This is a genomic window from Gilvimarinus agarilyticus (assembly GCF_000832015.1).
Taxonomy (GTDB): domain Bacteria; phylum Pseudomonadota; class Gammaproteobacteria; order Pseudomonadales; family Cellvibrionaceae; genus Gilvimarinus; species Gilvimarinus agarilyticus.
This window is the reverse complement of sequence record NZ_JXCJ01000001.1, coordinates 725,871-737,873: the sequence shown is the minus strand read 5'-3', so window position 1 is coordinate 737,873 and position 12,003 is coordinate 725,871. Positions and strand designations below refer to the sequence as shown.

Annotated in this window: 15 protein-coding genes; 11 read left to right on the top strand and 4 right to left on the bottom strand. The window is 52.2% G+C overall.

Going from position 1 to position 12,003, the window contains the following annotated elements; genetic code table 11:
• Nucleotides 1-51: 51 nt before the first annotated feature.
• Nucleotides 52-747 (top strand): aquaporin Z, encoded by a 696-nt coding sequence (aqpZ, locus tag SD69_RS03310; protein WP_041522079.1) that lies wholly within the window; start codon nucleotides 52-54, stop codon nucleotides 745-747.
• 48 nt (nucleotides 748-795) lie between these two features.
• On the opposite strand, the gene SD69_RS03305 is transcribed toward aqpZ, so the two are convergent.
• Complete coding sequence (locus tag SD69_RS03305; RefSeq protein WP_041522078.1) at nucleotides 796-1,503, bottom strand: ChrR family anti-sigma-E factor; 708 nt, start codon at nucleotides 1,501-1,503, stop codon at nucleotides 796-798.
• Nucleotide 1,504: 1 nt separating this feature from the next.
• Entirely contained in the window at nucleotides 1,505-2,086 is a 582-nt protein-coding gene (locus tag SD69_RS03300; RefSeq protein ID WP_041522077.1) for a sigma-70 family RNA polymerase sigma factor, read from the bottom strand.
• Between the two features lie 202 nt (nucleotides 2,087-2,288).
• On the opposite strand from SD69_RS03300, the gene SD69_RS03295 reads away from it, so the two are divergent.
• From SD69_RS03295 to SD69_RS03260, 8 genes are all read left to right on the top strand, one after another.
• Nucleotides 2,289-2,747: a nuclear transport factor 2 family protein gene (locus SD69_RS03295; protein ID WP_052480846.1), complete on the top strand. Its 459-nt coding sequence runs from the start codon at nucleotides 2,289-2,291 to the stop codon at nucleotides 2,745-2,747.
• 14 nt (nucleotides 2,748-2,761) lie between these two features.
• Complete coding sequence (locus SD69_RS03290) at nucleotides 2,762-3,568, top strand: SDR family NAD(P)-dependent oxidoreductase (protein WP_052480845.1); 807 nt, start codon at nucleotides 2,762-2,764, stop codon at nucleotides 3,566-3,568.
• Nucleotides 3,565-4,830, top strand: a complete 1,266-nt coding sequence (locus tag SD69_RS03285) for an NAD(P)/FAD-dependent oxidoreductase (RefSeq protein WP_041522076.1) — start codon at nucleotides 3,565-3,567, stop codon at nucleotides 4,828-4,830. The genes SD69_RS03290 and SD69_RS03285 overlap by 4 nt, the downstream gene beginning before the upstream one ends.
• Nucleotides 4,827-5,651, top strand: coding sequence for a DUF1365 domain-containing protein (locus SD69_RS03280; RefSeq protein ID WP_041522075.1), 825 nt, complete (start codon nucleotides 4,827-4,829; stop codon nucleotides 5,649-5,651). The genes SD69_RS03285 and SD69_RS03280 overlap by 4 nt, the downstream gene beginning before the upstream one ends.
• 10 nt (nucleotides 5,652-5,661) lie before the next feature.
• Nucleotides 5,662-6,924 (top strand): SAM-dependent methyltransferase, encoded by a 1,263-nt coding sequence (locus SD69_RS03275; RefSeq protein ID WP_041522074.1) that lies wholly within the window; start codon nucleotides 5,662-5,664, stop codon nucleotides 6,922-6,924.
• Nucleotides 6,925-6,934: 10 nt separating this feature from the next.
• Nucleotides 6,935-7,498, top strand: a complete 564-nt coding sequence (locus SD69_RS03270) for a DUF2878 domain-containing protein (protein WP_041522073.1) — start codon at nucleotides 6,935-6,937, stop codon at nucleotides 7,496-7,498.
• Nucleotides 7,495-8,223 (top strand): hypothetical protein, encoded by a 729-nt coding sequence (locus tag SD69_RS03265; RefSeq protein WP_041522072.1) that lies wholly within the window; start codon nucleotides 7,495-7,497, stop codon nucleotides 8,221-8,223. Before SD69_RS03270 ends, SD69_RS03265 begins: the two co-directional genes overlap by 4 nt.
• 74 nt (nucleotides 8,224-8,297) lie before the next feature.
• Nucleotides 8,298-9,083, top strand: a complete 786-nt coding sequence (locus tag SD69_RS03260) for a ZIP family metal transporter (RefSeq protein ID WP_041522071.1) — start codon at nucleotides 8,298-8,300, stop codon at nucleotides 9,081-9,083.
• Between the two features lie 15 nt (nucleotides 9,084-9,098).
• Here SD69_RS03260 and SD69_RS03255 read toward each other — a convergent pair whose 3' ends face one another.
• Nucleotides 9,099-9,620, bottom strand: coding sequence for a GNAT family N-acetyltransferase (locus SD69_RS03255; RefSeq protein ID WP_198144049.1), 522 nt, complete (start codon nucleotides 9,618-9,620; stop codon nucleotides 9,099-9,101).
• A gap of 250 nt (nucleotides 9,621-9,870) precedes the next feature.
• Here SD69_RS03255 and SD69_RS03250 point away from each other — a divergent pair, with 250 nt between their 5' ends.
• Entirely contained in the window at nucleotides 9,871-10,632 is a 762-nt protein-coding gene (locus SD69_RS03250) for a methyltransferase domain-containing protein (protein WP_041522069.1), read from the top strand.
• 3 nt (nucleotides 10,633-10,635) lie between these two features.
• On the top strand, nucleotides 10,636-11,565 hold the full coding sequence (locus SD69_RS03245) for a DUF808 domain-containing protein (RefSeq protein ID WP_041522068.1): 930 nt from the start codon (nucleotides 10,636-10,638) through the stop codon (nucleotides 11,563-11,565).
• 116 nt (nucleotides 11,566-11,681) lie between these two features.
• On the opposite strand, the gene SD69_RS03240 is transcribed toward SD69_RS03245, so the two are convergent.
• A complete protein-coding gene (locus tag SD69_RS03240) occupies nucleotides 11,682-11,981 on the bottom strand; it encodes an acylphosphatase (protein ID WP_041522067.1) in 300 nt (99 codons plus the stop codon).
• Nucleotides 11,982-12,003 lie beyond the last annotated feature (22 nt).

The following is a 12,003-nucleotide window of genomic DNA, read 5'->3' as shown; positions in this document are numbered from 1 at the left end:
TCTGGAGCAACGACAATCAACACTATTATGGATTAATGCAGGGAACTTGCAATGAATCGATATGGCGCAGAATTTATTGGCACGTTTTGGTTAGTACTTGGGGGGTGCGGCAGCGCAGTATTAGCGGCCGGATTCCCGGAGCTCGGGATTGGTTTTGTCGGAGTTTCTCTGGCTTTTGGTTTAACTGTGTTAACCATGGCGTTTGCCATTGGGCATATCTCGGGCTGCCATTTAAACCCGGCGGTATCCATAGGTCTTTGGGCTGGAAGACGCTTTGCCGCTAAAGATTTGGCACCCTATATTATTGCTCAGGTGTTAGGCGGGCTCGCCGCCGGCGGAGTGCTTTATATTATTGCCAGCGGTCAAACGGGGTTTGATGTAGCCGCAGGCTTTGCCTCTAACGGTTACGCTGAACACTCGCCCGGCGGTTATAGCCTATTGGCAGCGCTGGTGTGTGAAGTGGTGATGACCATGATGTTTTTGGTGGTTATTTTAGGGGCTACCGATAAGCGCGCGCCGCAAGGGCTAGCGCCTATCGCGATTGGTTTGTGCCTAACCCTAATTCACTTAATTAGCATCCCGGTTACCAACACCTCGGTGAACCCGGCACGCAGTACCGGCGTTGCCCTGTATGTCGGCGACTGGGCCGTGGCGCAATTATGGCTATTTTGGTTGGCGCCTATTATCGGCGCGCTCTTGGGGGCCGTTGCGTACAAGGTGATTGGCAAAGAGCCAAACAACGCCTAACGCACACAATTAAAAAAACGCCGGCAAAATTGTCGGCATTTTATTACGTTAACTGGGCGTATAACCACGCCGTAAAAGGGGGTTAAACCAGCGTCCGAAAAAGCCTGAGAGCTGTATAGGAGCCTGAGTCACAGTCAGGCAAATACACTCACGATCAACACTGGCCACCGGCGTGTGCGTATCCGTTTGATCACAAGCCATAAAATCGCCCGCATGATACACGCCCTCCTCGTCAGAGAAGCTACCTTGCAACACCATCGTCAATTCATCCCCTAGATGTGTGTGCTTGGGTGAGGCGCCACCTGGTTTAATTCGCAGTAGCTCGACCTTTAAGCCTTTATCGTCACGGCATAGCTCGGCTGAACGAATACTCCAAGAAATACGTGACCATTTGAGCTTATCGTAACCGTTGGGAATGAGTTTGCGTAAGCTGCGCGGAACACCTGAGTTGTTGTCGGGGCTCAGTTGACGCGGCTCGGGCGACAAATCCAGGCCTTCGGCCTCAATATCCTGTGGCGGTTGCTCGGGCTGTGTATCGATACGAGCCATTAACGCCTCTAACGATAACTTCTGACTGGGTGCGGGCTCTAACGTCTGCATAAGCTCGCCACCGAGCTGGCTCAAGCGCGAGTAGTTTTGACGGCATTGGCTGCAGTATTCTAAATGCGCCGCCACACACAGAGACTGCCCCAAAGGTAGTGACCCAGCCGCATAAGCCGATAGCCAGTCGCCGCTTGGATGTTGGGTAATCGCCATACTATTGCCCTCCCATCAGCAGGTGCATCTTCTTTAGCGCCAGGCGGATTCGCGATTTAATCGTGCCCAGCGGCAGGCGTAACTCTTCACTCGCCTGTTGGTGACTGCGACCCTGCAGATAAACTTTGTGCAATACGTCGGCCTGCTCTTTAGGCAGCTGCGCCAATCCGGCGTGTATTGTTTCCTGTGTCATAAGTGTTTGCGCGGCCTGAAACGGATCCGGGCCATCGTCTTCAAGATGCTCAAATAAATCATCGGCATCAATATTCGTGTTGTACCGACCGTTACGACGCAGCGCATCGATACGCGCATTACGGGCCAGGGTAAAAACCCAGGTATTGGTATTCGCGAGGCTTGAGTTATAGCTGCCAGCCTTGTTCCAGATTTTGATCATCACCTCTTGCGCCAAATCGTCGGCCACCAAGGTAGCGCCTGGCTCCTGCGCCAAACTGTAGGCGCGAATAAGCGGCACATAGTGCTCAAATAACTTAGCAAAGGCCGCACGATCCCGCGATTGCCCCACGGCACTAAGCCACAGCTTAAGCTGCTTTTGCTGATCTGCCTTTTGTTGTGCCTGCACCATAGGGATGGTTACCTAGTTTGTTATGGCAGCCGGCGGTCATTAATACCGGTTGCGCCTTTTTTCTCGAGTTGTATGCCCGGTGGGCCATACTAACGGTGTGTATAAGCTGATTACGTTGCAGCCGCCATACTGGATCACATGATCCAAAGGTTTGCCGGAGCCGTATGCTAAACAACATGTAACCGATTGATTCGAGCCCATTATGTCCAGTACACAAGCCAAAATCACCCCCGCTGCTCAGCCCAACCAACTGCTGAGCGATTTTAAACGGCTCTACCAGCAGCTCGATGAGACTAGCATCGCCCGGCTGGATCAGGTATACGCCAGCAGCGTTAAGTTTAAAGATCCGGTGCACGATATTGAAGGTGTGGTCGCGCTACAGGACTATCTGTCCGCTCAGGCGGAGGGCTTGAGCGAGTGCCGATTTGAGTATCTAGACGAGCTTATCGCCGATAACAATGCCTATATTAAGTGGGTGATGCGCTTTCGCCATGAAAAACTGGGCAACCGTCTCATCGCCGTGCGCGGCGTATCTCACCTGCACTTTAGTGACAAAATCGATTTTCACGAAGATGTCTACGATATGGGCGCCCTGCTCTACGACCATATACCGGTACTGGGCCGCCTTACCCGCTGGCTCAAAGTTCGTCTCGCGCGCTGATGTTAGGGGGAGTTATGAGCCAACTCGCGGATTTTAACCGCCAACAAGCGCCAACTGCCGATACTCCAATTGACTGGGTAACCGGCGCCAGCAGCGGCCTGGGTCGTGCCCTTGCGCTGCAGCTTGCAGGGCAAGGGCACTGGGTTATCGCCAGTGCCCGCAACCACCAGGCACTGACTCAGCTGGCCACCGAGTACTCTGGAAGCGGCCGCATCCTCTGCCTGCCCTTGGACGTCACCCAGTCCGAGGAGGTAGCGGCCGCCGCTCATTTAATAAAAAGTAAACTTGGCCGCCTCGACAGGCTTATCGCCAACGCCGGTAGCTGTGAGTATTTTGACTTTCCGCACCCTGACTGGCGCGCCATAGAGCGAGTGTTTGCCGTCAACTTCAATGGCGCCGTCAACTGCATTGAAGCTGCCCTGCCACTGTTGCGTCAAAGCCCCACTCGGGGCCACATTGTCGGAGTGGTGTCGCAAGTGGTTAACGCCCCCTTTACCCGCGCCGAGGCGTACGGCGCTTCGAAAGCCGCCCTAAGCTACTTCCTTGATAGCTTGCGGCTCGACCTCGCCAATGAGCTAGACGTAACCGCACTTTATCCGGGCTTTGTTGACACGCCTCTAACTGCAAAAAACGATTTCTCGATGCCCTTTTTAATGGATGCCGATCAAGCCGCCACACGTATGTGCCGCGCTATCGAGCGCCGGGCGATAGCGCTGAGCTTTCCGCGTCGCTTAACCGCCCTTTTATGGCTAGCTCGCTTACTACCCGGCCTGTGGCGTCGGGCTATGAAAAATAAAAAACCTGTTGAGAGCAACTTATGAAGATTGCGATTATCGGCGCCGGCATTGCCGKCCTAAGTGGGGCTTATTATTTAAAAGACCAACACCAACTTCATGTACTCGAACGCGACAGCCGGGTGGGCGGCCATACCGCTACGGTAGATGTCACAGTCGATGGCCAGCAGCAGGCCATCGACACCGGTTTTATTGTGTATAACGACTGGACCTACCCTAATTTTATAGCGCTTCTGGACGAGCTGGGCGTGGCGACCCAAGCCACCGAAATGAGCTTTAGTGTCAGCTGCGACACCACCGGCGTCGAGTACGGCGGCAATAACCTCAACACGCTGTTTGCCCAGCGGCGCAACCTTGTCAGGCCTTCTTTTTTAGTGATGGTGCGCGATATTTTGCGTTTTAACAAAGAGGCGGTGGCCGATCTCGAGAGCAATCAGCTTGAGCAAGATATTACGCTTGGTAAATACCTGCAGCAGCGCGGTTACAGCGACAGCTTTATTAATCACTACCTTATCCCCATGGGCTGCGCCATTTGGTCGGCGTCAACGCAGGTTATGCTGAATTTTCCGCTGATATTTTTTGTGCGGTTTTTTAACAACCACGGTTTACTGAGTGTCAATAATCGCCCGCAGTGGCGAGTGATTAGTGGCGGCTCACGTAATTACTTGCCCGCACTGACAAATGCCATTACCGCCAGCGGCGCGACTATCGAAACCAATGTGGAGATCGCCCAGGTTACCCGCCAAACCGACGGTGTTACCGTGCTGCGTGCCAATGGTGAGAGCGAGCAGTACGATCAGGTAATTTTTGCCTGTCACAGTGATCAGGCCAGTGCGCTGCTGGGTGATGCCAGCGCAAGCGAGCAGACGGTACTGGGGGCTATTGACTATCAAAACAACGAGGTAATCCTGCATACCGATACCCATCAGTTACCGCAAAAGAAGCTGGCTTGGTCGAGCTGGAATTACCGCTTACGCCAGCACCAACAAGAGCGCGCTGTACTAACCTACAACATGAACATCTTACAAGGCTTAAACAGCAGTACGACCTTTTGCGTGACCTTAAATGACACCAGCGCCATCAACCCCGATACAATCTTACAGCGCTTTAACTATGCTCACCCGGTTTTCACGCAACGGGCTATAGCGGCCCAGCAGCGTTGGGCCGACATCAACGGCGTCAATCGAACGTGGTTTTGCGGCGCTTATTGGGGCAACGGCTTTCATGAGGACGGCGTGGTTAGTGCCAAACGCGTAAGCGATGCGCTAAATACAGCCGATGCCTCATGAGTAAAACTCCTGCTATTCAACACAGCGGTATCTACCACGGCTGGGTAAGACACCGGCGGTTTACACCGCGCGCCCATGCGTTTACGTATCGGGTATTTATGATGTACCTCGATACCCGGGAGATAGACTTGGTTATGGCGAAATCGCGTTTTTGGTCGAGCCACCGGTGGGCACTCGCGCGCTATAAACGCAGCGATTTTCTAGGTGACCAGAACACGCCTCTAGACACCGCGGTTCGTCGCGAGATCTTTGCTCAAACCGGACAACACCATACCGGCCCTGTTCGGGTGCTTACCAACCTGCGTTACTTTGGGTTTATCATTAATCCAATCACTACCTATTACTGCTTTGATGAACAAGAACACTTAAGCTACATCGTCGCTGAAGTTACCAACACGCCCTGGCGAGAGCGCATTCAGTATGTGCTGCCCTGTGATCCGAAAGGTGAACCTTCGCGTAATATTAATAACAGTGAAAATATTCAACGGTTTACCTTTAATAAAGGCATGCATGTGTCGCCGTTTAACCCGATGGACATGCAGTATCAATGGCGTAGCAACCTGCCCGGAAAGCGCTTAACCATTGACCTAACCTGCACCAAAGATGCAAAAGAGGTCATGGATGCAACACTGTCGCTACAGCGTGAAGCTATCACCACGGCGGCGCTGAACAAGGTAATTCTTCGTTACCCTTGGATGACTGCAAAAGTTTCCAGTGCCATCTATTGGCAGGCTCTAAAACTTTGGCTAAAACGTGTTCCACTATTTCGTCACGCCAACAAAGTTAACGCCAATAAAACGTATGTTAAAAGTAACGATTAGGTAATCTAGCATGACGATGGAAACCCTTAACCGCTCGAGAATAGAACGCCATGTTAAGCCCAGCATGCTGGATCGTGTTGCCAAGCAGCAGGTGGTGCGACAGTTAAAAAAAATTCGTGTGGGCCGGCTGATTATTGAAGATCAGGACGAAATCCTTTATTTGGGCGAACCGGCGACGAGCGAAGGGCCTCATGCACACATAGTCGTTAATCAACCTAGCGCCTACCGCGGGTTTATGTTGGGCGGATCCATTGGCGGTGCCGAGGGCTATATGGCCGGAGCCTGGAGCTCTCCCAACCTTACCGCCCTGACAAAATTAATGTGCGCCAATATCGACTTACTTAACAGTGTTGACGGCTCGCGCGTAGGTATCAGCAAGTTACTTGAAAAGTTCTATCACTGGTCTCGCCGCAACACCGAAGAGAAAGCTCGCGCAAATATTGCCGCCCACTATGACTTAAGCAACCAATTCTTTTCGCTATTTTTAGATAAAAGCATGATGTATTCTGCGGCTCGCTTTAGTTCCCCCACCACTACACTTGAGCAGGCATCAGAAGACAAAATTGATAACATTTGTCAAAAATTACACTTGACCAGCGCTGACCACCTGTTGGAGATTGGCACAGGCTGGGGCGCCATGGCGATTCACGCCGCCCGCCACTACGGTTGCCAAGTCACTACTACCACTATTTCTCAAGAGCAATACCGCCATGCCTGCCAGGCTGTCGAGCAAGCTGGCTTGTCGCAGCAGGTTACCGTCCTGTGTCAAGATTACCGCAAGCTAACCGGTCAATACGACAAGCTCGTTTCTATTGAAATGATTGAGGCCGTGGGGCACGAATACTATCGCGAATACTTCTCCACGTGTTCGGCGCGATTAAAATCGGATGGGCTAATGCTGCTGCAGGCGATAACGATTCCAGATCAACGTTTTGAGTACGCCAAAGGGTCTGTCGATTTTATTCAAAAGTATATTTTCCCGGGCGGCTGCCTGCCCAGCGATCGAGAGATCACGCACCAGCTTAGCCGTCACACGGACATGCAAATGATTGGCATGGAGGACATTGGCGAGGATTACGCATTAACGCTTGCCCATTGGCGACAGCGTTTTCATGGGAATATTGATCAAGTAAAAGCCCTGGGATTTAACGATACATTTATTCGCATGTGGGAGTACTATTTAAGCTACTGCGAAGGTGGCTTTAGCGAGCGGGTGATTGGCACCGGCCAATTTTTACTGGCAAAACCGCAATGGCGCCAACCCGCGCACTAAGGCTGAACCTATGCTAAAAGCGCAACGCATACACCTGGTGAGGCTCATCACCAATATGTCGCTGTTTCAAGTCGGTTGGTTCGTTTGCTTGATCGGCGGCTCTTATTGGGCGCTGGGCTTTACCCTGGTCGCGCTTGTTGTTCACACTATATTTATTCTTCACTCGCCCCGCGAGTGGCGATTGTTAGCCGGTATCGCCTTGGCCGGTATCGTCTGGGACGGGCTATTAATGAGCACCGGACTTATCAGCTTTGCAGCGCCACAAAGCACCGTTTATATCGGCGAATGGTTTGCTTTAATCCCTGTATGGCTTATTTGCCTTTGGGTACTCTTTGCCACCACGGTTAATCATTCACTTTACTGGCTGGCGCGATACCCGTTAGCTAGCGCATTACTGGCTGCCCTATTTGCCCCAATCAGCTACTTTGCCGGGGTCAAAATAAGCGACGCACAGTTTGCAATACCGATTTGGCAACCTCTTATGGCCGTAGCCATTGGCTGGGCCATCGTGTTTCCCACAGCACTCTGTTATTGTCGCCGGCACTGCCGGCCAAACGCGAGGAGGCTGTCGTGACACATAACGCTAAGCGTACTCCATCGATTTTTTGCTTACTGCTATTGGCTTTCACCTGCTCGATGACGCAAGCCACTAATACCTCTCGCGATGTCACGGGAGAGGCATACCGCCAAGCCACCGAGACACTACTGTATCGTGAGGTACACAGTTACTCGATCATTAATGACGCTATCAGGCAGCAAGAGGTCATTTACACGCAACCAGACGGAACCCCCTGGGCGCAAAAAACGCTGACATTCGGCCAGCGACCGACGGCCCCTAGCTTTACGCTAACCGACAGTCGCAATCAAGAGTCGCTGCAAGTTACCGTCAACGATAAGCACATCAATATTCAACGCTCTGACAAGGGGAAACAATACACCGCAGAGGTCGGCATTCAGTCACCTCTCGTGGTCGATGCGGGATTCGATCCCTTTGTACGTCAGCACTGGAAAAGCCTCAACCAGGGGAAGCCAGAAACGTTTTTCTTTTTATTACCCCGGCGCGAAAGGCTGGTTGAATTAAAACTCATTTCTCGTCCATGTACTAAGTATGATCCAGACCTTTTCTTATGTTTGTCACTGGACATTAATAACTGGTTTTTGCGAATGCTGGTGGATACCATCGAGTTAACGTATCAGCGCTCGGACAAACGCCTGGTTCAGTATCGAGGAGTGTCTAACCTCAGCTTTCCGGAACAAGACGACACACCACACGTCGATATTTATTATCGTCCGCAATAACGTGTGGTTATTAATATTGCGTTCCGCCCTCAGCAACGACACAATAGAGCGGTTATTTTATATGGAGCGCGTGTATGGTTTCGTCCTGGGACATCATCACTCTGGGCTTTTTGGCAAGCTTAGGGGCGGGCATGATGACAGCGGTGGGTGCTGCTGGAATTATACTAGTTCGTAAACTGTCTTCACGCACTGAAGATATTTTGCTAAGTGCTGCGGCCGGCATTATGCTAGCGGCCTCTATTTTTTCACTTCTGTTACCCGGCATCGATCAGGCACAATCTCAGGGTCATGAGCAGAGCAGCGCGGTATTAATGGTGCTAAGCGGAATGCTCATTGGTGCGGCACTGCTGGCACTGATTCATAAATACACACCTCACCAGCATTTTCAAAAACCAGAACCCGGCATCGATGCCAGACACCTGCAGCGAATTTGGCTGTTTATATTGGCCATTACGTTACACAACTTCCCCGAGGGGATGGCCGTTGGCGTTGGCTTCGCCAATGGTGACGTTGATAACGGTATGCCACTGGCCATTGGTATTGGCTTGCAAAACATACCTGAGGGGCTGGCGGTGGCGGTGTCGTTACTGGCGGCTGGCTACACACGTTGGTACGCGTTTGGGGTGGCCACCTTAACCGGGTTACTGGAGCCTGTCGGAGGCCTATTTGGAGCCGCACTCGTCTCGGTTGCCACGCCTTTACTGCCATGGATTCTAGGCGGTGCTGCCGGTGCTATGTTGTTTATTATCAGCGATGAAATTATTCCCGAAACCCATCGACGTAACCACGAAGGGTTTGCCACGTTTTCCCTACTAACCGGGTTTTCGGTAATGATGTATTTGGATACCGTACTGGGCTAATACCACACGGATATTCTAGCCCACCTGATCGGCCGCTGTTGCACCGACACCAGCATCCGAATAGCGCATATAATCATAGACTCCGCGATCTTCACACGTGACAAACCCGAGGCGTTTGTACCAATGCAGCGCCGGATTATGCTTATCGACGTGTAAAGATACCGCCAAGCCAGCGTCACGCGCCTCGGCCATAAGTCTTTGCAATAATTGCGAACCAATTCCCCGCCCCCGATACTCCGGCAACAGCGCAATATCGACGATACGTATATCTTCGCCCGAGCGATCTACGTATAAGCGCCCAGTGGCCACACCATCATACTCAATAACATCACACTGTGCCTTCGGGTAGTATTGGCGGTAGTGCATGCTCTGGGCGTTAAACTGCGAGAGTAAAAACGCCGTCGCCTGCTCGCCGGTAAGCCCGGCCATCGCCATCTCTTGTTGCCGGGTACTGAGGTACAAACACTGCAAAAACGGCGTATCGGCATCCGTTACCGGCCGTAGTTCGATTTCTATCATGGCTCTGTTATCTCTCATAAAAAGCGGCTCGCCAGAGCATAATGCGCGTTTTTACACCGAACAACTACAAGCCATTACAAGTTTTTGCCCGGCGAGCGCCCTTAAGCACACCGGGCTCAGCGCACGCCCACGCAAGTGGCGTCGCAAGCTTTCTCTATAGCAACGAGTGTTAGCTACCGGTTGGCGCATTCTTTACGTTGCGCGGTTAATTTAACCGACTTAACATCGTGTTATGATTGGGCGCCTGTTCTATACACGGAGCGTCGCCATGAACACACCCCATCTATTAGCTCTATCGCTACTGCTGGCTAGCAGCTGGCTCGCGGCTGAGACTCAGATACCACCTGAAGCAAAGGCCGACGAGCAGCGCAGCGCGAAAGACCTAGAGCGTGATCAAACCAGCAAGCCCCAGGACATTATCCCGCTGCTTGAGCTCGAGCCGGGCGAAACCGTCGTTGACCTATTGGGAGGCTCAGGTTACTACACCGAGCTACTGGCGAGCACCGTAGGGCCTGAAGGCAACGCCATACTCCACAACAACGCAGCCTTTGCCGCCTTTGCCAACGACGGCTTAACATTGCGGCTCGAGCGCTTAGGCACGCCATCAGCGTTTGACGTTATTGTCAGCGAGACTGACGAGCTGGGCTTTGCGCCCGGCAGTGTCGATGGTTTTTTACTGGTTATGGCCTACCACGACTTATACCACGAAGTGCCAGAATACAACTGGGGCCCTCACGACCGTAAAGGCGTTCTTGCCCAGTTGTACCAAGCCTTAAAACCCGATGGCCGACTGGTTGTTATCGATCACAGCGGCGCCCAAGGCACCGGCATCAGTCAAACAAAATCACTCCACCGCATGGAAAAGTCTACCGCGATTAACGACATAACAGCGGCCGGTTTTGTTCTGCTTAAGCAGCCCGATACGTTACAGAACCCCGCCGATGATTTGACTCTGAATGTCTTTGACCCCAGTATCCGCGGCAAGACGGATCGCTTTGTGTTGGTCTTTGGTAAATCACAAGAGAACTAAGTTATGGCGGGAACTAGTCTGTTAGCATTGATCGATGACATTGCCACGTTGCTTGACGACGTATCGGTAATGACAAAAGTAGCCGCCAAAAAAACCGCCGGCGTATTGGGGGACGATTTAGCACTCAATGCCGAACAAGTCACAGGGGTAAAGGCCGAGCGCGAACTGCCGGTGGTTTGGGCCGTATTTAAAGGCTCAATGCTCAACAAATTTATTCTGGTGCCTGCAGCCTTACTGATCAGTGCGTTTATTCCGTGGTTTATCGTCCCCCTGCTGATGCTGGGCGGTGGCTTCTTATGCTTTGAAGGTTTTGAAAAAATAGCTCACAAGTGGCTGCATCCGAAACAACAAAAGAACTCCGAGCGCGAGGCTCGCCTCAAGGCACTTGCGGAACATAAAACCGACATGGTGGCCTTTGAGAAAAACAAAATTAAAGGCGCTATCCGCACCGATTTTATTTTGTCCGCCGAGATTATCACCATTACCCTGGGCGCAGTCGCCCAAGCCGATTTAACCCGGCAAATTATCGTGCTTTGTATTATTGCGCTGAGCATGACCATCGGCGTTTACGGCTTAGTGGCCGGCATTGTTAAAATTGATGACGCAGGCTTATGGCTTAAAAGAAATGGCAACCACGCCTGGCAGAAATCGCTGGGGGGATTACTCCTGGCGGCCGCGCCAAAGTTTATGAAGTTTCTATCGATCGCTGGCACCATTGCCATGTTTTTGGTCGGCGGGGGCATTTTAGTTCACGGCGTTTCGGTTCTGCATCACGTTAGTGAGCACAGTGCCCAATGGGCGGCCAGCTTGCCCAGCGTAGGCGCCATTCTGGGGGCACTCACACCCACACTCATTAACGCTATTGTTGGGATCGCCGCCGGGGGCATTTTAGTCGGCAGTTTTACGCTGCTAAAAAAACTTAAAGCTTCGTAGGTGCATTATCGCTGAAGAAGGAGCAAGCGCGAGTAACGCTCAAGTAACCCTGGAGTCGCTCAGCATTTTAGGGTGAGGACGATGTCGCCATCGCCGCAAAAATACCGCATAGCCCGCTACAACCGCTCTGCCGTTGTCGCCGTTGCAGCCACTGCAAAGTCATCGTCAGGAACTGCCGTCACCTCGCTCACAACGACGTCGCTTACCTGCGCCCGTGAAGGGCCCTGCCACAACCATTGCTCTAGTGCCTGTAATTGTACTTCCGATCCGCAGGCCTTCAATTCGACGCGTCCGTCAGTTAAGTTTCGGACCCAACCCGTTAAACCTAACTGATGCGCTTGTTGCTCAGTGCTGGCCCGATATGACACCCCTTGCACCCGCCCAGAGATCAGATAGTGCTTTGTTTTAACCTGCATACTGCAACCTTTTGTTCACATT